The sequence below is a fragment of the Neisseriaceae bacterium CLB008 genome, assembly GCA_041228285.1.
Taxonomy (GTDB): Bacteria; Pseudomonadota; Gammaproteobacteria; order Burkholderiales; family Neisseriaceae; genus JAGNPU01.
In genome coordinates this window covers 2165662-2191297 of the sequence record CP166133.1, presented here as the reverse complement: position 1 = coordinate 2191297, position 25636 = coordinate 2165662, and the positions used below count along the sequence as shown (strand labels likewise).

Genomic DNA, 25636 nt, shown 5'->3' with positions numbered 1-25636 from the left:
ATGCTTTCTTGCTTATTTAGTTGTTTTAAATCAGTAGTTTGTTTTGTTTTGATGTTGTGGTTTATTTGGTCGGTGCGTCACGTTTTTGGCTTGTACGCTATCAATGCCGCCAGAGGCGTGGCGTTTGTGGCACAATTAAGGGCACCGATAAAAGAATAAATGATCAAAGAAAGTTAAAAACACATGAGTGCCAAGTTGAATCAGCCCCAGCAGGCCGCCATTGCCTATTTAGATGGGCCGCTATTGGTTCTGGCAGGAGCGGGCAGTGGTAAAACCCGGGTGATTACCCATAAAGTGGCCCATTTGATTAACGACATGGGCTATCAGGCCCACCACATTGCCGCCATTACCTTTACCAATAAGGCCGCCAAAGAAATGGGTGAGCGCTTGAACGCTATTTTGCCTAAGGCCAGCCTTAAGGGCTTAACCGTGTGTACCTTTCATGCCTTGGGGATGAAAATCTTGCGCGAAGAGGCCGCTCATGTGGACTATAAGTCAAAGTTTTCGGTATTGGATGGCACCGATGCGCAAAAAATATTGGTGGAGCTGATTCAAACCACTGGTAAAGAAGTGTTGTTTAACGCCCAAGGTCAGATTTCCAAGTGGAAGAATGAACTGATTAATCCTGAACAGGCCTTGATCTTGGCAGAAAATGAGTGGGAGCGGCAGATGGCTCAAGCCTATGCCAGCTATCAAGACACGCTGCGCGCCTATCAGGCGTTTGACTTTGATGATTTAATCAAAATTCCGACGGAATTACTGCGCGACAACGCCATCATTCGCAGCAAGTGGCAAAGCCGCCTGCGCTACATGCTCATCGATGAGTATCAAGACACCAACACCTGCCAATACGAATTAGTGAAGCTCTTGGCTGGAGACCAAGGGCTGTTTACCGCTGTAGGCGATGACGATCAGAGCATTTACGCTTGGCGCGGCGCCAATGTGGAAAACCTACGTCTCTTGCAAATGGACTTCCCTAGCCTGAAGGTCATTAAGCTGGAACAAAACTATCGTTCGACGGCGCGCATTCTAAAAGCGGCCAACCAAGTGATTAAAAATAACCCCGATAAGCTGTTTGAGAAAAAGCTTTGGAGTGAATTTGGCATGGGCGAAATGATCGACGTCATCGCCTGTACCAGTGAAGATCATGAGGCAGAAGTGGTGGTGAGTCGATTGCTGCGCCACAAAACCCTGCACAATAAGCTGTTTCAGGACTATGCGATTTTGTATCGAGGCAATCATCAAGCGCGTATTTTTGAGCAGGCGCTGCGCAATCAGCGCGTCCCATATCAGCTTTCTGGAGGCCAGAGCTATTTCGACAAGGCTGAGATCAAAGACGTGTTGGCCTATGTGCGCCTCTTGCAAAACCCTGATGATGATCCAGCCTTTATTCGAGCCTTAACCACGCCCAAGCGCGGCGTGGGCAATACCAGCTTAGAGAAGCTGAATCACTACGCGAAAGCGCATAATTTTAGCCTCTACGAGGCGGCTCAGCTGCCGGAGGCGATTGACGCTTTAGGCAAGGGGCCCGCCGAGTCGGTGTTGGCCTTTATGGACTTATTGCGTGACACCACGCGGGCGGCCGAGCGTGGTAATGCGGGTGACGTTTTACAAAAGTTGTTGTTGCAAATTGATTATGAAAACCATCTTTACCGTACTGAAGAATTGAAGCCAGCCGAAATTAAATGGCGTAATGTCCAAGACCTGTGTGCGTGGCTGGGGCGTAAAAGCGATGAAGACGATAAAAGCCTCATTGACCTAGCCCAAACCATGGCCTTGATGAGCCTATTAGAAGGGCAAAGTGAAGAAGAACAAGACGCCATTCGCCTGTCGACGCTGCACGCTTCTAAGGGCTTGGAATATCCACACGTGTATTTAATCGGCTGCGAAGAGGGCATTTTACCGCACGCCGAGTCGCAGGAACCGGGCAAGATCGAAGAAGAACGCCGCCTCATGTATGTGGGCATTACCCGCGCTAAAAGCACGCTGACCGTCAGCTATTGCGTGAAGCGCCGCCGTGCGGGCACCTGGCATTTTCCACAGCCGTCGCGGTTTATTGCCGAAATGCCGCAGGAAGACTTGATGATTTATGGTCGTAAAGGCAGCGCGCCGATTGTGAGTAAGGAAGAAGGCAAGGCGCGCCTGAGCGGTTTACGCGATATGTTGGCTAAAAAATAAGCCCATTGGGTCCAGAGGTATGATGGCTGTCCAGTATGCGGCTGGCGATCATGTTTTGCTGTGGCAAGACGGCGTGATTTAAAATGGGTTAGGATGACGTTTTTAACGATTAGAAAAGGCTTGGTAGATGAAAATCATCGGCATGATTGGTGGCATGAGCTGGGCGTCCAGCCAGGTGTATTATGAACAGGCAAATCGCTTGGTCGCGGCTCAACTAGGCGAGTTACACAGCGCCCGAGTGATTTTATACAGCGTTGACTTTGCCCACATCGCCCGCTTGCAAGAGCAGGGCGAGTGGGCGCAGGCGGGCGCCATCTTGGCCGATGCCGCCCAGGTTCTCGTACGGGCAGGGGCCGAGTTGATTGTATTGTGCACCAACACCATGCATAAAGTAGCCGATCAGATCACTGCCGGCCTTTCTGTGCCCTTCATTCACATTGCCGATGCGACGGGGCAGGCGATTCAGGCCGCAGGCTTGAAGACGGTGGCCCTATTGGGTACCGATTTCACCATGACTCAGGAGTTTTACCGTCAACGCTTGATCAATCAGTTTGGCCTCAGTGTGTTGACGCCAGACGCAGAGGGGCGCGCCGGCGTGCATCGGATCATTTATGAAGAGCTGTGCCGGGGCCAAGTCTTGCCGGTATCTAAGGCGTATTATCTGGCCCAAATTGAGGCTTTACGCCAAGCGGGCGCAGAAGGCGTGATATTGGGCTGCACCGAGATTGGCCTGTTGATTCAGCAAAGTGATTTGGCCTTGCCCGTATTCGACACCACAGGCTTACACATTGCCGCCGCCGTGCATCAAGCCTTAGCTGTCTAATCCATAGGGCATCTCAGCGTTTACCATCCTGATGAAATAAAACCACTGCGATTGGGTCATAATCTGCTACACTGGTGGCCATTCTCTGTCGGTAAGCCAGCGGCGTTTTCACCCGCATACGCACAGCGTTATCGATAGTCATTTGGTTTTACACGTTTATCAACCACAGATTCTACTCGCTCCGCGTCACATCAGACCTGCGTGGTAATCAATACAGCGGGTTCGGAGTATTCAACTTTATGTCTTTTAGTACCCTCGGCCTAGATGCCGATATTTTACGCGCCGTTGCCGAACAAGGTTACGACGCACCTACCCCTATTCAAGAACAAGCCATTCCTTTGGTTTTGGCCGGTCGCGACCTATTGGCCAGCGCCCAAACCGGTACCGGTAAAACCGCAGGCTTTACCTTGCCCACGCTACAGCACATCATCAATAAACCTTATGTTGGTAAAGGCCGCCGTCCGGTTCGTGCCTTGATCTTGACGCCAACGCGTGAGCTGGCGGCGCAAATTGGTGAAAACGTTAAAGAGTACAGCCGCTATTTGTCTGTACGCTCTTTAGTGGTGTTTGGTGGCGTGAGCATCAACCCACAAATGATGAAGCTGCGCGGTGGCGTGGATATTTTGGTGGCCACGCCTGGGCGACTATTGGATTTAGAGCAACAAAATGCGGTTGACCTGTCGCAAGTGGAAATATTGGTGCTGGATGAAGCCGACCGCATGTTGGACATGGGCTTTATTCACGACATTCGCCGTGTGTTGGCTAAATTGCCCAAACAGCGCCAAAACCTATTGTTCTCGGCCACGTTCTCAAATGAGATCAAAACCCTGTCAGACACCTTATTAAATAACCCCGCTTCGGTGGAGGTTGCGCGTCGCAATTCGGCTTCTGAGCTGATTGATCAAAAAGTCCACATGGTGGATAAAAAGCGCAAGCGTGAATTGCTGTCGTTGATGATTGGTCAAGGCAACTGGCGCCAAGTGCTGGTGTTTACCCGTACCAAGCATGGCGCTAACCGTTTGGCCGAGCAGCTAAATGAAGACGGCATCACCGCCGCAGCCATCCACGGTAATAAGAGTCAAGGCGCCCGTACTCGGGCCTTGGCCGACTTTAAATCGGGCGACATCAAAGTTTTGGTGGCCACCGACATTGCCGCGCGCGGGATCGACATTGAAGGTTTGCCGCATGTGGTGAACTATGAGCTGCCGAACGTGGCAGAAGACTATGTGCACCGTATTGGCCGTAGCGGTCGTGCTGAAACCCCAGGTGAGGCACTGTCTTTGGTGTGTGTGGATGAGCACAAGCTGTTGCGCGACATTGAGCAGTTGCTTAAGCGTGACATTCCCCGCATCGCCTTACCAGGCTTTGATCCAGACCCAAGTATTCCGGCTGAGCCAATTGTGAACGGTCGCGGTGGCAGCGGTGCGCGAGGCCAAAATAGTGGTGGTCGTGCGCCTGGTCGTGGCGGTAAGCCTCAAGGCCGCCGCCCTCAAGGCAGTGGTCAGTCGCAGCCGCGTCAAAAAGACGGCCAAGGGGCGCCTAAACCGCGCGCCAAGCCTCGTGCTAAGCCTAACGGCGGCAGCCCACGCGGTCGTGGTGGCCGTTCAGAATAAGCCTGTAACATTCAGGTCAAACCGGTTTAATCCTTGGTGATTAAGCCGGTTTTTTTATGCTTGATGGCGGCTAGGCTTCGCTTTGCCCACCCTGCACGGCGGGTGTTTATGAGTGTGTTGGCCGCTTTGGGTAGGGTGCCGTGACCCACGCATGGGTAATGCTTACCCATGTGGCTGCGTTGAAAAAAGGTGCTCGGCTGCGCTCGATGCCATTTTTAAAGGCGCTCATACGGCCAGTTTTCTTTGTTTTTTCGTTTTTTGGCCGGGTTCAAAAAATAATATTTTCTGCCGATATGGCCTTATTTGGCGCGTAAGCCGCTCTTTCTTCAATGGTGTTTGTGATATATCACTGATATATCACTTGCGTTTCAGATTGGGTTTATATTAATATGCGCCCATAACAAATAAATCAAAAGGACGACGATGTCTGCAAAAAAAGAGGGTGGCTACCTGCGTGAGCAAGCCTATAACGAGATCAAAAAACGCATTTTGGCCTGCGAATTTGCGCCGGGCGAGTTTTTAAACGAAGCGCAAATCGGCGAGGTCTTACAGCTGGGCCGCTCACCCATTCATCAAGCATTACACCGCCTAGAGGTGGAAGGCCTATTGACCATTTACCCGCGTAAAGGGGTGATGGTGTCGCAGCTGTCTTTGAATGAGGTCATCGACATGATTGAGGTGCGCCTCATCAATGAAGAAATGTCGGTGACACTGGCGGCTGAGCGGGCGCAGAAATCTGAAATCGAAGCCATGTATGACATTCTTAAAGGCACGGCCCTCGCTATTGAGCAGCGTGACCTTCAGGCTTTGATGACTATTGATCTTAAATTTCACAACGCCATTTCTGCCGCTTCACGTAATCGCGTGTTGGCCGAACTTTTGCGTGGCATTCATGAAAAACAGGCGCGTTTTTGGTTTTTATCGCTGTCTTCTGCCGAACACATGAAAAACGTACATCGAGAACACTTGGCCATTGTCGACCTATTGGCATCGCGTGACGTGGACGGGGTTCGAGAAATGATGGCCGAACACATCAATTCATTCCGTAAAAACATCATGACCGCCGTTTAAGTAAGGCGGTTGAAATCTTCTAAGAGCCATCAGGCTGATACTAACAAAGGGGTCGTATGAGTACATTGATTTTAAACGTAGTAGAGCACGGCAGCATTCACTTCCAACCCACTGCCTTGATTATTGGCGGCTGGGCTGGCCGTGATCAGGCGGCGGTTAATGCCCACATTAAAGAACTACAAGAAATGGGCATAGCGCCACCAAAGAAAACGCCGTGTTTTTATCCACTAGAGCCTAAGTTATTGACCAATGGTGAGCGCATTGACGTGCCCAGAAAAGACTCTTCTGGTGAAGTGGAGTGTGTGCTGTTTCAGCATGAGGGTGAGCTGTATGTGGGCGTGGGTTCAGACCACACTGATCGCAAAGTCGAAGCATACGACGTAACCGTGTCTAAGCAAATGTGTGCCAAGCCTTTTTCTAGCGACGTATGGCGCTTTGCCGATGTGGCCGATCATTGGGATCAGCTGCACATGCGTTGCTACCGCACGCTTAATGGTGAGCGTGCTCTCTATCAAGAAGGCAGCGTGACCTCCTTACTGCATCCACTGGAACTGTTTGAACAATGGTCGGGGCAGCGCAGCCTTGAGGATGGCCAAGTGATGTTCTGTGGCACTCAGGCGGTGATTGGCCAATTAGGCTATGGCGAAGCGTTTGAAGTCGAGCTGCACGATCCCGTACTGGGCCGCAGCCTTCAGCATACTTATCAACTGGCGTATTTAGCGGTGGACGAATAAATGCACACAACAGACATTACCTCGGTTCAATCCTTACTGGCAAACGGTAAGGTGAACAGCGTCGAGCTGGCGCAAGAAAGCTTACAAAAAATTAAACAACACCATCAAGAAGGCGGTAAGGCTTGGGTGAGCGTGGATGAAGCAGCGGTTTTGGCTCAGGCCGAAGCCGCTGATGCACAGCGCCGCGCAGGCTATGTGGCTTCGCCTTTGGCAGGGATCCCGGTATCGATTAAGGATTCTTTTGACGTCAAAGGTGAAGTGTCGGCCGCAGGATCTAAGCTTTTTGCCCAGCAGGGCGCTGCAACAGAAGACGCCCCTGCCATCAGCGCGTTACGCGCGGCAGGGGCGGTCTTGGTTGGCCGTACCAATATGAGCGAGTTTGCTTTTTCTGGCCTGGGTTACAATCCTCACCACGGCACGCCTTGCCATCCAGAGCGGCCAGAAGCCATTGCCGGGGGTTCGACTTCGGGCGGTGCAGTCAGCGTGGCCGGCGGCATGGTCTTGGCGGGCCTAGGCTCGGATACTGGTGGCTCTTTGCGTATACCAGCTGCGTTTTGTGATGTGGTGGGTTTCAAACCAACGGCAGCACGCATCAGCCGCAAAGGCGTCGTGCCCTTGTCACACAGCTTTGATTCGATTGGGGCAATCACCCATTCGGTGCGCGACTGCGGTTTGGTCGATGCGGCGTTGTCTGGTCAGGCACATGCGCTGACGGCGGCCCCATTGGCGGGCTTACGCCTGTTTGTGACGGAAGACTATGTGCTAGACCAGCTCGCCCCCGCTGTTGCCGCCGCCTATAGCCGCAGCCTCACCAAACTGAGCCAACTAGGCGCCCGTATTGTGCCGTTTGCGTTTTCAGAGCTGCACCGCATTCCTGAAATCAATGCCGCAGGTGGCTTAACCGCTGCGGAAGTGTGGTCGGAACATCAAGACTTTTTTGATGAGGTAAGGGCCGAATACGACCCCTTAGTGGCCACACGGATTGAGCGCGGTCGCCACATCAGTGCCGGTGATTATTTACGCGTGCAGCAGCAGCGCGCAGGCTTGATTGAATTAGCCCAAAGCCGCTTGGCTTACGCCGATGCGTGGTTGATGCCCACGGTGGCGATCGAACCACCACAGTTGGCTGATTTGGCCGATGAGGCGCGCTTCTTTAGCCTGAATGCCTTAGCGCTACGCAACACCACGGTGTTGAACTTTTTGGATGGCTGTGCCGTATCACTGCCCTTGGGCCAAGGCTTGGGCCTGAGCGTGGGTGGTATGGCAGGTCAAGATGAACACATTTTAAATGTCGCATTGAGCATTGAACAGGCCTTAGCTACGTAAAACAATTAAAGACAAACCGGAGAAAACCTTATGAGTCACGTGAACACAAGCATCAGCGCCGATGAGCTGCTGATTAAGGAACGGGCGTATAAAAAAATCACCAATCGCCTGGTGCCCTTTTTAATCTTTTTATTCCTCTTGGCCTGGCTGAATCGGGTCAACGTGGGCTTCGCCAAAATCACCATGCTGTCCGACCTGGGTTTCAGTGAGGCCATTTATGGCCTGGGTGCGGGTATTTTCTTTATCGGTTACTTCATTTTTGAAGTGCCCAGTAATTTGTATTTAGAGAAAATCGGTGCGCGTAAAACGCTGGCGCGGATCACCATTTTATGGGGCATTACCTCGGCAGCGATGATGTTTGTGACCACGCCGACGCAGTTTTACATCCTGCGGTTTTTATTGGGGGCTTTTGAAGCAGGCTTCTTCCCAGGCGTGGTGCTCTACATCACCTATTGGTTTCCATCGGCTCGACGCGCCAAGATCAATGGCTTATTCATGACGTCGTTCGCGATTGCGGGCGTGGTAGGGGGGCCTTTGGCCGGCTTGGTGATGAATAAAATGGTGGGCGTGGGCAGTTTGGCTAACTGGCAGTGGCTGTTCTTAATCGAGGGGATTCCTTCGGTGATTGCTGGCCTGTTCGTATTGAAATACCTACCCGATCGCCCAGACAGCACCAAGTGGTTAAACGCTGAAGAAAAACGCTTGGTAAACGCCGACGTGGCCGCCGACAATCAAGGCGTGGGCAAGCACTCTAGCTTCCGTGCCGTGATTAGGAATAAAGTGGTGTGGCTGTGTGCTGCGATTTACTTTTGTATTGTCAGCGGTAACGCCACCATTGCGTTTTGGTCGCCCAGCATCATTAAGGCTTTGGGCATCGACAACACCTTAACCATTGGTTTGATTTCGGCAGTGCCGTTCTTGTTTGGCACCATTGCGATGGTGTGGATTGGTGCGCATTCGGATAAAACCGGCGAGCGTAAGCTACACGTGTGTGCGGCGACGCTGTTGGCCAGTATTGGCTTGGTGATGACAGGCTTTTTTGCTCATAATGCAGTGATGGCGCTCATCGGTTTGACCATTGCGTCTGTCGGTATTTTGGCCGCTTTCCCGGTGTTTTGGTCTATTCCGTCGTTGTTCTTTACCGGCGCGGCGGCAGCTGGGTCGATTGCTTTGATTAACTCGGTGGGTAACCTGGCCGGTTTTGTGGCACCGTATATGATTGGCTTTTTGAAAGAGCAGTCAAATAGTTTGTCGGCAGGGCTGTATTTTGTGGCCGCGCTGGAGTTGATTGCGGTGGTACTGGTGTTTGGGTTTATTAAAATCAAAGCCGACAAACGTTCAAGTTAACATCATATCCCGTAGGATTTGATCCACAATGGGCAGTTTGGTAAAGCCCTCGCGATCTAAAAAATGCCCGCCATTGTCGATCAGATGATGGGGGGCATTGAGCTTTTGGGCCAAACGCAGAGTGTATTCGCTCGGCACGATGGTGTCGTTGCTGGAGGAAATGCAGACGCATTGGTTGACCTTGTGGCGTAGCAGCTCAAACTGTAATGGCTGAGCTTGGGCGTCTTCAAGGCTGCTGGCCAAATGGGGGGCAAGGGTGGGGATGGGGGGGAGGGGTTCGTAAAAACCAGACACCAGAACCATGCCACCAAACGGGCGGCTCAGCGGTGTGGTGGCTAGGTAATACAGCAACATGATGCAGCCCAAGCTGTGGGCGACAAAATAGGTATTGGCCGTTGGGGTGGTGATGCGTGCCTGTAGATGGCCCACCCATTCTTCGAGTTTAGGGTCGCTCGGATGGGGCATGGAGAGAACATGGGCATTTACGCGGCGTCGATTCAGCTGTAGCTTCAGCCAAGGAAACCAGTGGCTAGCCGGGCTGGCTTGAAAACCATGGATGATGTAAACAGTATTCATGGGCAGCCCTTTTGGCGTGTTCCTGCCGTGTTGTTGATGACGTTGATTAATCTACCATATTTACCTTTTCTTGTTTATTTTTTATGCGGCCGTGCTGTTTTTTTGTGGGTTTTGTGGTGACTTTACCGCATTGAGGGCCTGAGCCAAATCTGCCACTAAATCGTTTACGTCTTCTAGCCCGACCGATAGCCGTAAGAGACGCGCGCTGATCCCCGCTTGCTGCTGCGCTTGAGGGCTCATGCCGGCGTGGGTCATGCTGGCGGGGTGGGCGATTAAGCTTTCGACGCCGCCTAGCGACTCTGCCAGAGTAAAGAGCTTGAGTTGAGCTAAAAATTCGGCTAGCTGGGCTTCGTTGCCCTTGAGTTCAACGCTGATCATGGCGCCAAAACCGCGCTGTTGGCGTTTGGCAAGGGCGTGGCCTGGATGGCTCTTAAGGCCAGGGTAATACACTTTGGCGACCAAGGGGTGGCTGTTTAAAAAGGTCACGATGGCTGCGGCGTTGTGCTGCTGCTGGGTGATTCTGGGCACCAAGGTACGCAGGCCGCGCAGCAGTAAATAGCTGTCAAAGGCGCTACAGGTGACGCCCAAATTGTTGGCCCACCAGGTGAGCGTTTCGGTCAGTTCCGTGCTGCGACAGACGACGGCGCCGGCGACCACGTCGGAATGGCCGTTTAAATATTTGGTACACGAATGCAAGACTAAGTCGGCCCCAAGCTCAAAGGGGCGCTGCAATACGGGGCTTAAGAATGTATTGTCCACCACAGTCAGGGCGCCCGCCGCTTGGGCCGCTTGGCACAATGCCTGAATGTCGACCACGTTAAGCAGCGGGTTGCTAGGGGTTTCAATCAGCACCAGCTTAGGCTTTTGTGCCCAAGCCTGTTGTAATTCAGCCTCATTGCTTTGGTTGACGAAGCACACCTTAAAGGCGCCCTGTGCGCTGAGGCTGGTCAGCAGGCGATGGCTGCCGCCATAGCAGTCGTGTGGTGCGACCAAAAGGTCTTGAGGGGTTAAGAAGACGGTTAACAGCAGCAGCAGGGCAGACGTGCCACTGTTGGTTAAAATGGCGCCTGCACCGCCTTCGAGTTGGGCTAAGGCATGAATGCCGTGGTCTCGGCTGGGGTTGCCGCGGCGGGCATAATCATGGGCGCGCGGCTCTTTAAAGTTTTTAAAGTTGTACGTGCTGGATAAATGCAGCGGCGGCACCACGGCACCGTACTGCTCGTCGTCGTTTAAACCGCTGCGAATCGCCAGCGTGGCAATCTGAAAGCTCATGATTTTTTGGCCTTTTATGGTTCATCTATGAGGAAACAATAAACGGATAATTGATGGACGTCAAGATGTATAGATGGCTAAATAGATTTATTTCTGTACGGATGGATTGATAGGACGGCCATTAATGATTAAAATCAGGCATTAGTTAATGAATCAATGAAAAGGGCAGACAATGAAACAATGGAACGGCGAATACATCGACCCGTATGCAGAACACGGTAAGAAAACCGAACAAACCAAAAAAATCACCGTCTCAATTCCATTGCCTGTTTTGAAAGTGTTGACCGATGAGCGCACCCGCCGTCAGGTGAATAACTTAAAACATGCGACCAATAGTGAATTATTATGCGAAGCGTTTTTACATGCCTTTACCGGCCAGCCGTTGCCAACGGATGATGAACTGAAAAAATAAGCTTCAGCTGCACGCGCCCAGATGGTGGCTTAGCCCACGTCTGGGCGTGTTTGCGTCTGACGCCTCGTTGGGCGTGTATGGGGCCAAAAAAATTAGCGGCGGCGGTATTCGCCAAGCCTTAACATGCGTATAATGACGGCATTTGAATCTTAAAGGGTTGTTTGTGAAACAACCTTTTCCTCTAAAGTATTGTGAAACATGTCTAACCCAGAAATCTTAAAAAAAGCCCAACGTCGTCGGACGTTTGCGATTATTTCTCACCCTGATGCGGGTAAAACCACGCTGACCGAAAAGCTGCTGTTGTTTTCAGGCGCCATCCAAATGGCCGGTACGGTTAAAGGTAAAAAATCAGGTAAGTTCGCCACTTCCGATTGGATGGACATCGAGAAGCAGCGCGGCATTTCCGTGGCCTCCAGCGTGATGCAGTTTGAGTACCGCGACCACTCGGTGAACCTCTTGGACACCCCAGGCCACAAAGACTTCTCGGAAGACACCTATCGCGTGTTGACCGCCGTGGACAGTGCTTTGATGGTGATCGACGCCGGTAACGGCGTGGAAGAGCAAACGATTAAGCTTTTGAACGTGTGTCGCTTACGCAGTACGCCCATCGTTACCTTTATGAACAAGTATGACCGCGAAGTACGCGATTCGCTTGAGCTTTTGGACGAAGTGGAAAGCGTGTTGAAAATCCGCTGTGCGCCCGTTTCCTGGCCAATTGGCATGGGTAAAAACTTTAAGGGTGTGTACGACATCCTGAACGATCAGGTGCGCTTGTTCGAGGCTGGTACTGAAAAACTAACCGCCGACTTTGAAGTGATCGAAGGCATCAATAATCCTCGTTTGGATGAATTGTTCCCAATTGAAATGGAACAGCTGCGTGCTGAAATTGAATTGGTTCAGGCGGCATCGAATGAGTTTAATCTAGAAGAATTCTTGGCCGGTGAGTTAACCCCGGTATTCTTTGGCTCGGCGATTAACAATTTTGGCGTGCGTGAAATTTTAGATTCCTTGATCGACTGGGCGCCAGCGCCTAAGCCACGAGACGCGACGGTGCGGGTTGTGGAGCCTGGCGAGCCTAAGTTTTCTGGTTTTGTGTTTAAAATTCAGGCCAATATGGACCCGAAACACCGTGACCGCATCGCATTTTTACGCGTGTGTTCTGGCAAGTTTAGCCGCGGCATGAAAATGAAGCATCTGCGTCTGAATCGTGACATTGCGGCCTCGAGCGTGGTGACCTTCATGTCCCATGATCGTGAATTGGTGGAAGAAGCGTACGCGGGCGACATCATCGGCATCCCGAACCACGGCAACATCCAAATTGGCGACAGTTTCAGCGAAGGCGAACAGCTGGCCTTTACCGGCATTCCGTTTTTTGCGCCAGAGCTGTTCCGCAGCGTGCGCATCCGCAACCCATTGAAAATGAAGCAGCTGCAAAAAGGCTTGCAGCAGCTGGGTGAAGAAGGTGCGGTACAGGTATTTAAACCCCATAACGGCGGCGACTTGATTTTGGGCGCTGTGGGCGTGCTGCAGTTTGAAGTGGTGGCCTCACGGTTGGCGGCTGAATATGGCGTGGACGCGATGTTTGAAACCGCCTCGATTTGGTCGGCGCGTTGGGTGTCTTGCGCCAATGCCAAAAAACTGGCAGAGTTTGAGAAAGCCAATGAGCTTAACCTCAGCATCGATGCCGGTAATACCTTGGCCTATTTGGCCCCTAACCGAGTCAATCTACAGTTGACGCAAGAGCGTTGGCCAGACATTGTGTTCCACGAAACCCGCGAGCATTCGGTTAATTTAAACGATTAAGCCATAGGGCGAACACATTCACTGGGCAGCCTGCATTGCGTTAGGCTGCCCTTTTTTGATGGATACAGTATGAACGAATGGTTTAGTCAGTTTTTAAGCAGTGAATCACCTTTGTTTGCCGATGTGGTGCGCTCGGCGGTGTTGGTGTTTATTTTGGTGGTGGGGCGCTTTGCTTTATTGCGCACGGTGTTTAAGCGCAATCCTGGCATGCGTATTGAGAGTAAGCAGCGGTGGTATATCGGCAGCCGTAATGCAGTGATCTTAGGCGTGTTGGTCAGCATGCTGATCATTTGGGCCAGCGAGCTCCAAAGCTTTGCCTTGTCGATGATGGCGGTGGCGGCGGCGACGGTGTTGGCCACCAAGGAATTGATCATGTGCGTGTCGGGCGGCCTAGTGCGGGCCACCGGTAAGCTGTATCGCGCCGGTGACTATATTGAGATTGGCCAATATCGTGGCCGTGTGGTGGACATGAATGTGTTCAGTACCGTGTTGATGGAGGTGGGCCCTGGCCATTTGACTAATCAGACCACGGGGCGAACCACCAGCATCCCCAATAGCCTGCTGTTGAGTACGCCGGTGTTTCGAGAAAACCACATGGGTGAGTTTACCATTCACACCTTCATGATTCCCGCACCTTATAGTCTTGACCCCATCAAGGCCAGTAAAGTGCTGCAAGACAGCGCTGAAGAGCTGTGTATGCCTTATCTGGCTCAGGCCAAGGCCTACGTGAATGCTTTGGAGACGGAGCGGATGTATCAAGCGCCTTCGGCCGCGCCGCGCATCACCATTGTGGCGGTAGACGACAAGCATTATAAATTCATTGTGCGCATGGTGATCCCGGTGCGTGAACGCCAGCACATTCAGCAAAGCATCATGCAAACCTTTTTGTTTACTTCATACGGTCAGCCAGCGGATGAGCCGGATATTGTGGTGAAGCAATAAGCAAAACGGTCATTTTAAAGAGGCTTCGGCCTCTTTTTTGACGTCTAGAGGGTGGGTTAGGCTTTACACACAGAAAGCGGGGGTGGTTGTGTGGGTAAGTTGTGCATGAGTGTGCTTGGGTATTGATTTTAAATCATAAAAGTAGTTTGATTAAAAAATAGGCAATGACCAATTATTAAGGACAGATAGGGTGATGATGGGCGCTCAGCCCTATGGGGTTGATGCTTAGTGGGGCTTGCAGGTGAAAGTGGTGGGGTGATGGGCTGAGTAGAAGGCTGGTATGTGTACAGGGGTTTTACACAGAAACCGTGGGTGGCTGTGTGGATAAGTTGTGGGTGAGTGGAGTTTTCCCTTGTTTTTAAACTAAAAAATAGGTTTGATTAAAAAATAGGCAGGATGTGTGAAGGTCATCATAAATGGCTGTGTACGCTTTTATATTAGGGCTTTGGGCGGTTACGCACAGGAAGCGTGAACGAGTGTGTGGATAAGCTGTGGGCGTATGTATTATCTCATTGATTTAATGGGTATAAATTCAATTGATTAAAAAATAGGCAATTTAATGAAATAATCAAGACCTATAAAAGAAAGGCTTTACGGCGGGTTTTGCACAAAAGTCGGGGGTGGTTGTGTGGATAAGCTGTGGGTGTTGTGATTAAGCTATTGTTTTTAATTGTATAAATGAACCTGCTTAAAAAACGGGCGATTCGATTGATATTATTTAAAATAGGCCATTTAGTGCCGCGATCAGTGCGTGCTTGTATTGTTTTGTATTTAATGCTCAAATAGAGCATTAATAAAAGGAGCGCCACATGACTACTGAATTGAACACAAGGCCCGCTGCATGGATGGATGGCCACCTCGCCCGAGCATGGGCAAATACCCCCGCGGCCTTAAGCCAAGAGGCGCAGCAGGCGGCCATAACCGATATAGAGCAGCAACTACGGGCGAAAAATGCCGTGTTGGTGGCGCACTACTATGTGGCGCCTGTGCTGCAAGACTTGGCCTTGGCCAACGGTGGCTGTGTGGGCGATTCCTTAGAGATGGCTCGATTTGGTCAGACTCATCCCGCCTCGACCTTAGTGGTCGCAGGGGTGCGTTTTATGGGGGAAACCGCCAAAATATTGAGTCCTGCCAAACGCGTGATCATGCCTGATTTGGCGGCGACGTGTTCACTGGACCTAGGCTGCCCAGCGCCTGAATTTGCCGCATTTTGTGATGCCCACCCTGAGCGCATCGTGGTGGTCTACGCCAATACCAGTGCCGAAGTGAAGGCACGCGCGGATTGGGTGGTGACGTCGTCGATTGCGTTGGCGGTGGTGTCGTCGCTCAAACAGGCGGGGCATAAAATCATTTGGGGCCCCGATCGCCATTTGGGCGCCTACATTCAGGCCCAAACCGGCGCTGACATGGTGCTGTGGTCGGGCGCGTGCGTGGTGCATGATGAGTTTCAAGGCTTGGAGCTGGCTGCCTTAAAGCGGCAGTGGCCAGAAGCCAAGGTATTGGTGCATCCAGAATCGCCTGCGGCCGTAGTGGCTGAGGCCGATGTAGTGGGCTCGACCAGTGCCTTGTTAAAAGCGGTCAGCACCTTGTCGGCGTCAACGTTTATTGTGGCCACGGATCAAGGCATCTTGCATCAAATGCGGCAGCAACAGCCGCACAAACATTTTTTAGCGGCGCCGACAGCTGGCCATGGGGCGAGCTGTAAAAGCTGTGCCTTTTGCCCCTGGATGGCGATGAATGACTTGGCGCCGCTAAGCGCCGCGCTCACGGCAATGCCAGAGCATGAGATTGAGCTGGATGAGGCCTTAATGGCCAGAGCACGATTGCCGATTAAGCGCATGCTGGCCTTTCAAGCCTAGAGGTTAATTAATTGTTTTTGTTATATTTATAATCATTTGGTATGTAAGAAAGCGTGTTTTTATGTGTGATTAGGTAAAGCATTGAGGCTGAAAAGGCTTTTTTGATTTATCGCAAAGTGCCGTTGAGGGGAAGCGACTAGATTGAGGTTGTGAACTTTAAAACCAATAATGGTGTTTATTTGAAACATTGTGTCATTTGTGGTGATTGTTTGGTGAAATTGAGGCCGTGGTTGTGCTTTTTTATTTGAACTGACTCATAAGCTACGGAGGCTTATTATGACTAAATTTAACCACATTATCGCGCGTACCCCTTGTCCAGCTTTGGTTGATGGCCTGACATCCTCTAGCTTAGGCCAGCCGGTCTACAGCAAAGCCCTAGAGCAACATCATCGTTACATTGAAGCCCTACAGCAATGTGAAGTGGATATTTTAATTTTACCCCCTGCCAATGAATTTCCAGATTCGGTGTTTGTGGAAGACCCTGTCTTGTGTACCCCACATTGCGCCATCATCACGCGTCCAGGCGCCGAAAGCCGCCGCGGCGAAACCAAAATCATCGAAGATGCCGTGCGTCGTTACTATGAACATGTCGAGCACATTGAAGCCCCAGGAACCGTTGAAGCGGGCGACATCATGATGGTGGGCAGCCATTTTTACATTGGTGAATCGGCTCGGACCAATGCCGAGGGCGCACGCCAAATGATTGCCATTTTGGCAAAATATGGTTTGACCGGCTCGGTGGTGACGCTAGAAGAAGTGCTGCACCTAAAAACCGGCTTGGCCTATTTGGAAAACAATAATCTGGTGGCCTGCGGTGAGTTTGTCACCAAGCCCGAATTTCAGCAGTACAACATCATTGAAATTGACCCGGCCGAATCGTATGCGGCGAACTGCATTTGGGTGAATGGTCGCGTGATCATGCCTTCTGGATTTCCCAATGCCAGAAATAAAATTGCCGCCTTGGGCTATGAGGTGATTGAAGTGGATACCTCGGAATACCAAAAAATTGACGGTGGCGTCAGCTGTATGTCTCTACGCTTTTAAGCGTCCCGCTTATCATTAACTAACCGTATGGTAGCAGTGGCCGTTGGCGCTTAAAGCGCCAACGGGCTTCACTGTGCCTCACGTTGGCTGTGAATCGGGTGAGCATACGGGCGAGGGGTGTGGTTATGGAACAGGCAAATAAGGATGGTGGCAGTGGTAAAAAATTAGGGGTGGTGGCGTTAACCGCTTTAGTGGTGGGCGGCATCATCGGCAGCGGTATTTTCAGCTTACCGCAAAACATGGCCGAGGGCGCGGGCGCAGGCGCCATCATCATCGCCTGGGTCATTACATTTTTTGGCATGCTGTCGTTGGCCAAGATTTTTGAGTGGCTGTCGACCCATCGTCAAGACATTGATGATGGGGTATACGGTTATGCTCGTCATGGTTTTGGTGACTACCTCGGGTTTAATGCTGCTTGGGGGTATTGGATGTCGGTTTGGGTGGGGAATGCGGGTTATTTAGTGGTGTTGTTTAGCGCCCTAGGCTCATTCACCCTGTTTCAATTTTTTGGCGATGGCACGACGACTCCGGCGTTTATTGGCCAAGTGGTGGTGCTGTGGTTGGTGCATTTTTTTGTCCTTAAAGGCGTGCGCAGCGCCGCCTTGGTGAACACCGTCATCACCATTGCGAAAGTGGTGCCGATTGTGCTGTTTATCGTGTGCGTGGCTTTGGCCTTTAAAGTCGATGTGTTTACCGCTGATTTTTGGGGTACGCCGGCTTTGGGGGGCGTGATGGCGCAGGTGAAATCGACCATGCTGTTTACGGTGTGGGTGTTCTTGGGCATTGAAAGCGCCACTGTTTACGCTACACGGGCCGAAAATCCAAGCGTGGTCAGCCGGGCGACGCTGTATGGTTTTTTCATCACCGTGATTTTGATGGCCTGTGTGTCCATTCTGTCATTGGGCATTGTGCCTCAGCATGAGCTGGCGCAAATGCGTAATCCATCTATGGCCATGGTGATGTCGGCCGCTTTAGGGCCTTGGGGCGCCGCATTGATCAATATGGGGCTGGTGATTTCAGTGGCAGGGGCGCTGTTGGCCTGGACGCTATTGGCTTCAGAGATGCTCTATCTGAGTGGTCGAGGGCCACAGCATACGGCACCGGCTATTTTTGGACGCGTGAATCGAGCCCAAACGCCAGCACCGGCGATGTGGTTGACCAATGGCCTGATCACGCTGTTGCTGATTTATAATTTTTACAATGCTTCTGGCTACAATAAAATCATTCAGCTGGCGTCTTCTATGTGTTTGATTCCTTATTGGCTGTGTTCAGCATTTGCCTTGAAAGAGGCCTTTAAAGGGCAGGGCAATAAGGTGATGGCTTTGCTCTTCGCTGCGGTGTCGACGGTGTACAGTACCTGGCTGATTTATGCCGGAGGCCTTCAATTTGTGTTGTTAAGCATGATTCTCTATGCGCCAGGGCTGCTGTTTTTTCTTAAGGCCTGCCATGAGAAGAAAGTTGCCCCGTTTCCCACTTGGCCGGCTAAGCTCGCAGCAATCAGCATTGTGTGTTTAGGCGCGCTGGCGATTTATTGGGTGGCCATTGATAAATTAACCTTTTAGTCTATTACAGCAAGCTCTTTTGCATGCGGCCTAGGCGACGGTAAACGTCGTTGAGGCCGCATTTTTATGATAGGGTTGAGCACACACTCTCAATCAGAAGGGCCGTATGAACATTATTTTTTACCAACAGGGCAATGAGGCCGAATCTTGGCTGAGCGGCATGAAGGCACGGTTGCCTGAAGCGAACTTAAGGGTATGGCAACCTGGCGATCAAGGTCCTGCGGATTATGCCATGGTGTGGGCACCGCCCTACGAAATGCTGGCCAATCGTACCGACTTAAAAGGCATTATGGTGTTGGGCGCGGGCGTAGATGCCCTTTTGTCGCAAGAAGCAGGGCGCCCCGGCAGCTTGCCGACAGGGGTACCCATCATGCGTTTGGAAGACAACGGCATGGCCCAGCAAATGCAGGAATACGCTTTAGCGACGGCGCTGCGTTACTTTCGGCGCTTAGATGATTATCAGCGTTTGCAGCAGGCAGGCGTGTGGCAGCCGTTGCCAGCACGGGCCCATGCCGATTTTGTGATCGGGGTCATGGGGGCCGGTGTTTTAGGCGCGGCCGTAGCCAAAGCGCTGGTGGCGCAAGGGTTTCCGGTACGCTGCTGGAGCCGTTCAGCCAAGGACTTAACCGGCGTGACCAGCTTTGCAGGGGAGGAGGCCTTAGGCGCGTTTTTGCACGGTACGCAGATGTTGATCAATCTGTTACCCAATACGCCGGCAACGGTGGGGGTGATCAATGCCAGGCTGCTGGCGCAGCTGAATCCAGAAGCTTATGTGGTGAATCTGGCCCGAGGGGCCCATGTGGTTGAGACAGACTTATTGGCGGCTCTGGATTCAGGCCAGATCTCTGGAGCTGCTTTAGACGTTTTTGGGCAAGAACCTTTGATACCTAACCACGCTTTTTGGGCCCACCCGCGCGTGAGCATCACGCCACATACGGCTGCGATCACCTTGCAAGCACCGGCTATGGACGCCATCGCCGCCAATATTTTGGCGCTAGAGGCTGGGCAGAAGCCTACTGGCTTGGTGGATCTAAACCGAGGTTATTGAGCGGTTTCATGACCACAATGACGTAGTGACACAGGCCGTGGCTTTGCCGCGGCCTGTTTGTATTTGTGGTCAGCATGGCCGGTATTTGTAACAGATAATTTATAGTAGAGGGTTTTTAGTTGCTTGTTTTTACTTGGTTTATTTGATTGCTGTTTGGTGGAACTATTTTGAAAAGTCAACCCGTTGATTATTTGAGTAATCACAAAAAACTCTTTAAAATTGATTGCGGCCATTAATGATAATCATTACTATTGAACTTTCTGTATGCGAGTAGGCATCATGTTTTTAGCCACATTTTTAATTATGCTGCGTGAAGGTTTAGAAGCCTCACTCATCATCAGCATCATTGCCAGCTATTTAAACCGTACCGGCAACCAGCACTGGATGAAATACGTTTGGTTAGGCGTTACCGCTGCGGTGGGCCTGTGCGTGGTGGCTGGCGTTATTTTGTTTGTAACCGTCGGTGAAATGCCGCAGCGTAGCCAAGAGTTGTTTGAAGGCTCGGTAGCATTGATTGCGGTGGCGGTTTTGACCTATATGATTTTCTGGATGCGTAAAGCATCGCGTTCTTTGAAAGATTCACTGGCCAGCAGCATCGACAGTGCCCTTAATCAAAGCAAGGGCCAAGGTCTGATGATGGTCGGCATGGCTTTTTTTGCCCTCGCGCGTGAGGGCTTGGAGTCGCTCTTCTTTTTATTCAGCTTCTTTGAACAAGATGGCAGCCACCTGTTGGCCCTATCCGGGGCGATTTTAGGCGTGGTGGTGGCCATCTTATTGGGCGTGGCCATTTATAAAGGCAGCGTGCATTTGGATTTACGCCGTTTTTTCAAATACACCGGCCTATTGATTCTGTTTGTGGCCGCTGGCCTATTAGCCGGCGCTTTGAAGTCTTTTCACGAGGCTGGATTGTGGAATGGCTTACAAACCATCGTGTTCGATGCCTCCGATACCTTTATGTCGACGCATACGGTGTTGGGGTCAGTGTTAATGGGCTTATTTGGCTATAACGATCACCCAACCGTGGGTGAGTTGGTGGTGTATTTTGCCTATTTAATCCCCGCTTTAATCTTTTTCTTTTGGCCAGCCAAGAAGCAGGCTATTTAATAAACAGGAGTTTTAGCTATGTTGAAGTTATCCGTACGTAAAGCCGTTTTGGCTGGCGCCATTGCCAGCGTGTTTGCCTTGTCTGCCTGCGGTCAAAGCGAAAAAACAGAAGAAGCAAAAGTCACCACGGCCGAAGCCACCACCGCTGAAAAATCGGTACCCAGCGCCGAAGATTTTGTTGAGCCGGTGAGCCAATACAAGCTGTATGTTTTGGCCGAAGTCGATGAGTTCGTGATCAAAACCAAAGCCTTCACCGACGCCATCAAGGCCGGTAATCTAGAAGAAGCTCAGGCACTGTATGCGCCTGCTCGTTTGCATTACGAGCGCATTGAACCGGCTGCTGAAATGTTTGGTGACTTAGATCCGATCATTGATGCGCGTGAAGATGACTTCAAAAAAGGTGCTGAAGACCCAGAATTCGTAGGCTTTCACCGTTTAGAAAAAATCTTGTTTGAAGGCAATACCACCGATGGTGCTCAGGTGTATGCTGAGGGCTTGATGAAAAACGTATTGGAATTACAAAGCCGTCTACAGGAAGAGCAAATTCCAGTGGTGAAAATGGTTCAGGGCGCTGCTGATCTGATGGAAGAGATCGCCATGACCAAAATCACCGGTGAAGAAGATCGCTACAGCCGTACTGACCTATGGGACTTCAGCGGTAACCTAGAAGGTTCTATGAAAATTGTGGCCTTGTTGAAGCCGCTGATCCAAAAAGCCGACCCTGCTTTATTGACCAAGCTTGAAGCTGGCTTCACCGATGCTGAGGCGACGTTGAATAAATACCGCACCACAGATGGCCAAGGTTTCCAATCTTACGAAGCCGTCACCGAGCAAGATAAAGCATTGATGAAGTCACAAATCGCGGCCTTGGCCGAAGAGTTGGCGACTTTACGCGGCGCTTTAGGTTTGGATAACTAAGATTTAGTTGTTATTTTAAGATGTGATTTTGATTTCTGATAGGAATGAACATGAGTACTGCGTTGTTTGAATCGGTTTGGTGGCGTGGCGCGCTGTTGGCGCCTGTATTGGCTTTGGCTGCCTGTGGCGGCGAAGGTAAAGAGAAGGGCGCTGCCAAGGAAGACATTCAAGAAGTCAAAATCACCATCTTAGAGCATGAATGTGACCCGATGGAGTTGACCATTAAGTCAGGTAAAACCCGTTTTTTAATCAATAACCAAAGCAATCGTGCCGTAGAGTGGGAAATCTTAAAAGGCGTGCGCATCATTGACGAGCGCGAGAATATTCCGCCAGGATTTACCCAGAAAATGACCACGACCTTAGACCCAGATACCTATGAGATGGCCTGTGGCCTCTTATCTAACCCTCGCGGTAAGCTGATTGTGGAAGCCGCTGCGGGCGCAGACAGCACCCGCAAGCCAACGCCGGTAGAGCTAGTCGGAGCGGTAGCAGAATATAAAGTGTACGTGAGTACCGAAGTAGGGGCGTTATTACAGGGCGCGCGCGCCATGGTGGATGCGATTCAAGCCAATGACGTGAAGGCTGCTCAAGCCCTGTATGTGCCCACTTTAGCGCACTACGAAACCATTGAACCGGTTTTAAAACAGTTTTCTACTTTAGATATGGCGATTGCGGCCGATGAGTCGGTGTTTGCTGACCAGGCCGCCGACCCTAAATTTAAGGGCTTACACAAGCTTGAAAAAGGCCTATTTGGTGAAAAGAGCACCGCTGGCCTAGCCCCTGTGGCGGCTCAGCTGGTGAGCGATATTGAGGCCTTACAAAAAGAAGTGGCGGCCTTGTCCGTGCCTGCCGATCAAATGATCCAGTTTGCAGCGGCGCTGTTGCGTGAAGCTGAGCAGGGTAAATTACAAGGCCAAAAAAACCGCTATGCCAAAACCGATGTGGCCGGGGTTAAGGCCAATGTGGCGGGTTCATACCGCATTTATCGTCTGGTGGCGCCGATGTTGACTAAGGCGCATCCTGAGATGGCAAAAGAGATTAAAACTGCTTATGAAGCGCTGTTGGCGCTATTGCAGCCTTATGCCGATCAGACGCCTTTGAGCGCCGCTGATCAGGCCACTTTGAAACAGCAGTTGGCAGCACAAGAAGCCCGTCTGGCCGAATTGCCAGAAGCCTTGGGTTTGAATTAAAGGACGCATGATGTCAGAACCAAAAAAAGTGACGGCCGAACCCGTTAACCCTTCGCGCCGCCAAGCCTTAAAAGGCTTGAGCTTGGCCAGCGGCGGCTTGATTATTGGGGCCGTTGGGGGTTATGGCCTATTAAAAGGGCAACCAGCGGCAGAGCCTGCGGTTGAGGAAGATCCGACGTTGCAAAGCCTGCCGTTTAAGGGCGAGCATCAGTCCGGCATCATCGACCCTGAACAGCAAGAAGCGATTTTCATCACCTTTACCGTGGTGGCTAAAGACAAAGCTGGCGTGGCCGAATTGTTTCATAAGCTAAGCGACAAGATTGCGTTTTTAACTCAGGGCGGCGAACAGCCTACCCGAGATGGCCGCTATCCGCCGCCAGAATCAGGTATTTTAGGGGATTACATTCATCCTGATGGCCTCAGCATCACCGCTTCGGTGGGGGCTTCTTTGTTTGATGAGCGCTATGGTTTAGCGGCGCATAAGCCTAAGCACCTGATTGAAATGCCGTCTTTCCCTAACGATGCCCTCGACGCCACCTGGTGTGATGGCGATTTACTGTTGCAAATTTGTGCCAATAGTCGCGAAACGGTGATTTATGCGGTGCGCGACATCGTCAAAACCTTTTCTGGGCGCTTAGTTGCTCAGTGGAAGATGGACGGTTTTTTACCGGCGCGCGACATCCGTAACGGCCACACCCCGATCAATCTGTTTGGTTTTAAAGACGGCACCGGTAATGCACCTGGTAGCGATAAAAAGCTTATGGATGAGCTGGTGTGGGTGAATAAAGATTCGGGCGAGCCTGCCTGGGCCGTCGGCGGCAGCTATCACGTGGTGCGTTTGATTCGCTTTTTCTTAGAGTTTTGGGACCGCACGCCTTTGGGCGAACAAGAGGTTGATTTTGGCCGCCAAAAAGCCAGCGGTGCGGCTTTTGGTCAAAAAACCGAGTTTGACGATCCTGCCTTCCATCAAGACCCAGAAGGGAAAATCACGCCGCATGATTCACACATGCGCCGTGCCGAACCGCGCGATCCTCATCGCTACACGGCTAAGCTACGCCGTCGCAGCTACAGCTATTCTTTGGGTTTAACCAAATCCAGCCAGCTCGACATGGGCCTGATTTTTGTGTGCTTCCAGCAAGACCTTGACGCCGGTTTTGTCAGCACCCAAAAACGCCTAGACGGTGAGCCCTTAGAGGAATACATCAAGCCTTTTGGCGGTGGCTATTATTTTGCCCTGCCGGGCATTACCGACGATCGCTACTTAGGCCAGACGCTGTTTGAAGCCTAACATTTAGGTGGTTGGTCTGATTTTGAATTAAAGCCCCGGCTTGCTGGGGCTTTTTGTATCATGGGGGGGGGATATGTCAACGATCGTTCTCTGGTTTGTTGTATCTCTCTCTCTGCTCTTTTTTACGTCTACAGCGTAGGCCCTTAAGCGTAGGGTGGGTCGTGACCCACGCGGGTTTTAAATCTGGGCACGTAAGCACGTTAGGAGTGGTGGGTAGGCTACGCTTTACCCACCCTAGGCGACGGTAAATAATCCATCTATTAGCGACAAAAAACAAACATTAATCACCCGCTCATCCATCAAAAATACCGCTACCTTACTGAATGGATTCTGGCTGAGCCATGCCTTTAAGCTTGCTCAGATAAGGCAGTAAAGATAGGGCGCTGATGCCTGCTAGCAGGACTAAGGGCCATAGGTTGCTTTGGCTGAAGGCCTGATTGTGCAGCCACCACGCCGGTAAGCCGAAGGCGGCGCTGGCGCTGAGGTGGTTGCAGGCGGTTTGCAATACGCTAAAACCACCGCGCTGGGCGGCCGTCGGTATGGCTGCGGCGAGGACGGTGGCGGCGACCATGCGTCCATAGGTGCCGAACATAAAGAGCAGCATAAAGCCATAGGCTTTGAACGTAGTGGGTAGGGGTAGCGCTAACAGCAATAGGCTGAGCAGGAATAAAGCCGTGGCGGCCGTGGCGACGTTGAGTGGTGAATAGCGATCACAGGCCTTGCCGGCGAGCTTGGTGGCGGCCAAAGCGCTGAGGCCACCGCCAAGGAACAGCAGCGGTAGCTGGCTTAGCGGCTGGGCCAAAAGGTCGGTGAATAAGGGCGCCAATAAGGGAATCAGCAAGAACGGGCTGAAATTGGTCAGCGCGCTGGCGCCGACGCCCCAAAGCAAGCGTGGGCTGAGGCTTAGGGTTTGCTGGGGCTCTGGGCGTGAGGACGGGGCCTCTGCCGCCACCAGCGCATGCAATAAGGGCACACACAGTAAGCATAGTCCAGCCACTAGCCAGAATGACCACTGCCAGCCGAGATGATTGGCGACGAGTAAGGCCAGCGGCAGGCCCACAATACTGACTACGGAAAACGCTGCCAGCACGGTGGCGATGGCTTTGCCGCGTAGCGCCGGTGGGGTTTGGTTCAGCAGCAGCGCCATCCCGACACCCAAAGTCAGGCCGCCACATAGGCCGGCACCGAATCGAATTGCGATGAGGCTTGACCAGGAGGTGGCATAAGGCATCAGTGCCGTCATTAGGCCCAGTAGCAATAGGTTAAGCGTCAAGAGCTTTTTTTTAGGGAAGCGGTCCACGATCTTATAGGCCGCCAGTCCAGACAAGACACAAGCCAAGGTATACGCGCCAGAGACGTAGCCAGCATGGCTGACGGGTAGCTTTAGCGTATTGGCCATATAGGGGAATATAGGGTTAATCATCATGTATTCCAAGGCGTTGGCGAATTGGATTAGGGCAATGACAAACGCAGTGCGCAGGGCGGGCTGAGGATGAAATAGGGTCATGAGTCGTACCGATTAATGA

22 protein-coding genes are annotated in these 25636 nt (G+C 51.7%); 18 read left to right on the top strand and 4 right to left on the bottom strand.

The genetic code is table 11. The features are described 5' to 3' along the window. Positions 1-183 precede the first annotated feature (183 nt). The 7 genes from AB8Q18_10090 to AB8Q18_10060 all read left to right on the top strand — a co-directional run bounded on the left by AB8Q18_10090 (position 184) and on the right by AB8Q18_10060 (position 9092). On the top strand, positions 184-2178 hold the full coding sequence (locus AB8Q18_10090) for a UvrD-helicase domain-containing protein (GenBank protein XDZ50545.1): 1995 nt from the start codon (positions 184-186) through the stop codon (positions 2176-2178). A gap of 127 nt (positions 2179-2305) precedes the next feature. Further along, the gene (locus AB8Q18_10085) at positions 2306-3001 is read left to right on the top strand and encodes an aspartate/glutamate racemase family protein (GenBank protein ID XDZ50544.1); all 696 of its coding nucleotides are present in this window, start codon (positions 2306-2308) and stop codon (positions 2999-3001) included. Positions 3002-3240: 239 nt separating this feature from the next. Next, the gene (gene rhlE, locus AB8Q18_10080; protein ID XDZ50543.1) at positions 3241-4614 is read left to right on the top strand and encodes an ATP-dependent RNA helicase RhlE; all 1374 of its coding nucleotides are present in this window, start codon (positions 3241-3243) and stop codon (positions 4612-4614) included. Positions 4615-5037: 423 nt separating this feature from the next. Then, positions 5038-5685 carry a GntR family transcriptional regulator gene (locus tag AB8Q18_10075; protein ID XDZ50542.1) on the top strand — a complete coding sequence of 216 codons (648 nt, stop codon included), beginning with the start codon at positions 5038-5040 and terminating at the stop codon, positions 5683-5685. Positions 5686-5741: 56 nt separating this feature from the next. Beyond that, positions 5742-6419, top strand: coding sequence for a DUF2848 domain-containing protein (locus AB8Q18_10070; protein ID XDZ50541.1), 678 nt, complete (start codon positions 5742-5744; stop codon positions 6417-6419). Next, positions 6420-7745: an amidase gene (locus AB8Q18_10065; protein XDZ50540.1), complete on the top strand. Its 1326-nt coding sequence runs from the start codon at positions 6420-6422 to the stop codon at positions 7743-7745. A gap of 30 nt (positions 7746-7775) precedes the next feature. Next, positions 7776-9092 (top strand): MFS transporter, encoded by a 1317-nt coding sequence (locus AB8Q18_10060; protein ID XDZ50539.1) that lies wholly within the window; start codon positions 7776-7778, stop codon positions 9090-9092. On the opposite strand, the gene AB8Q18_10055 is transcribed toward AB8Q18_10060, so the two are convergent. Then, positions 9084-9668, bottom strand: a complete 585-nt coding sequence (locus AB8Q18_10055) for an RBBP9/YdeN family alpha/beta hydrolase (GenBank protein ID XDZ50538.1) — start codon at positions 9666-9668, stop codon at positions 9084-9086. The genes AB8Q18_10060 and AB8Q18_10055 overlap by 9 nt on opposite strands. Before the next feature lie 81 nt (positions 9669-9749). Beyond that, on the bottom strand, positions 9750-10940 hold the full coding sequence (metB, locus tag AB8Q18_10050; protein ID XDZ50537.1) for a cystathionine gamma-synthase: 1191 nt from the start codon (positions 10938-10940) through the stop codon (positions 9750-9752). A 172-nt stretch (positions 10941-11112) separates the two neighbouring features. Here metB and metJ point away from each other — a divergent pair, with 172 nt between their 5' ends. The 7 genes from metJ (at position 11113) to ghrA (ending at position 19610) form a co-directional block, all read left to right on the top strand. Next, positions 11113-11352, top strand: a complete 240-nt coding sequence (metJ, locus tag AB8Q18_10045; protein XDZ50536.1) for a met regulon transcriptional regulator MetJ — start codon at positions 11113-11115, stop codon at positions 11350-11352. Between the two features lie 198 nt (positions 11353-11550). Beyond that, a complete protein-coding gene (locus AB8Q18_10040; GenBank protein ID XDZ50535.1) occupies positions 11551-13155 on the top strand; it encodes a peptide chain release factor 3 in 1605 nt (534 codons plus the stop codon). Between the two features lie 69 nt (positions 13156-13224). Beyond that, positions 13225-14097, top strand: coding sequence for a mechanosensitive ion channel domain-containing protein (locus AB8Q18_10035; GenBank protein ID XDZ50534.1), 873 nt, complete (start codon positions 13225-13227; stop codon positions 14095-14097). A gap of 845 nt (positions 14098-14942) precedes the next feature. Continuing rightward, positions 14943-15956, top strand: coding sequence for a quinolinate synthase NadA (nadA, locus tag AB8Q18_10030; GenBank protein XDZ52917.1), 1014 nt, complete (start codon positions 14943-14945; stop codon positions 15954-15956). Between the two features lie 276 nt (positions 15957-16232). Then, a complete protein-coding gene (gene ddaH / locus AB8Q18_10025; protein ID XDZ50533.1) occupies positions 16233-17000 on the top strand; it encodes a dimethylargininase in 768 nt (255 codons plus the stop codon). Positions 17001-17125: 125 nt separating this feature from the next. Continuing rightward, positions 17126-18562, top strand: a complete 1437-nt coding sequence (locus AB8Q18_10020) for a basic amino acid/polyamine antiporter (GenBank protein XDZ50532.1) — start codon at positions 17126-17128, stop codon at positions 18560-18562. Between the two features lie 106 nt (positions 18563-18668). Beyond that, positions 18669-19610 carry a glyoxylate/hydroxypyruvate reductase GhrA gene (ghrA, locus tag AB8Q18_10015; protein ID XDZ50531.1) on the top strand — a complete coding sequence of 314 codons (942 nt, stop codon included), beginning with the start codon at positions 18669-18671 and terminating at the stop codon, positions 19608-19610. On the opposite strand, the gene AB8Q18_10010 is transcribed toward ghrA, so the two are convergent. Further along, positions 19604-19843 (bottom strand): hypothetical protein, encoded by a 240-nt coding sequence (locus tag AB8Q18_10010; GenBank protein ID XDZ50530.1) that lies wholly within the window; start codon positions 19841-19843, stop codon positions 19604-19606. The two genes, ghrA and AB8Q18_10010, sit on opposite strands and share 7 nt — an antisense overlap. A gap of 46 nt (positions 19844-19889) precedes the next feature. Here AB8Q18_10010 and efeU point away from each other — a divergent pair, with 46 nt between their 5' ends. From efeU to efeB, 4 genes are read left to right on the top strand one after another with little or no spacing between them, the layout of a single operon-like run. Further along, positions 19890-20714: an iron uptake transporter permease EfeU gene (efeU, locus tag AB8Q18_10005; protein ID XDZ50529.1), complete on the top strand. Its 825-nt coding sequence runs from the start codon at positions 19890-19892 to the stop codon at positions 20712-20714. 18 nt (positions 20715-20732) lie between these two features. Continuing rightward, positions 20733-21632 carry an iron uptake system protein EfeO gene (gene efeO / locus AB8Q18_10000; GenBank protein XDZ50528.1) on the top strand — a complete coding sequence of 300 codons (900 nt, stop codon included), beginning with the start codon at positions 20733-20735 and terminating at the stop codon, positions 21630-21632. Positions 21633-21682: 50 nt separating this feature from the next. Further along, complete coding sequence (gene efeO / locus AB8Q18_09995; protein ID XDZ50527.1) at positions 21683-22822, top strand: iron uptake system protein EfeO; 1140 nt, start codon at positions 21683-21685, stop codon at positions 22820-22822. A gap of 10 nt (positions 22823-22832) precedes the next feature. Beyond that, the gene (efeB, locus tag AB8Q18_09990; protein ID XDZ50526.1) at positions 22833-24110 is read left to right on the top strand and encodes an iron uptake transporter deferrochelatase/peroxidase subunit; all 1278 of its coding nucleotides are present in this window, start codon (positions 22833-22835) and stop codon (positions 24108-24110) included. Positions 24111-24426: 316 nt separating this feature from the next. Here efeB and AB8Q18_09985 read toward each other — a convergent pair whose 3' ends face one another. Beyond that, positions 24427-25617, bottom strand: coding sequence for an MFS transporter (locus AB8Q18_09985; GenBank protein ID XDZ50525.1), 1191 nt, complete (start codon positions 25615-25617; stop codon positions 24427-24429). Positions 25618-25636 lie beyond the last annotated feature (19 nt).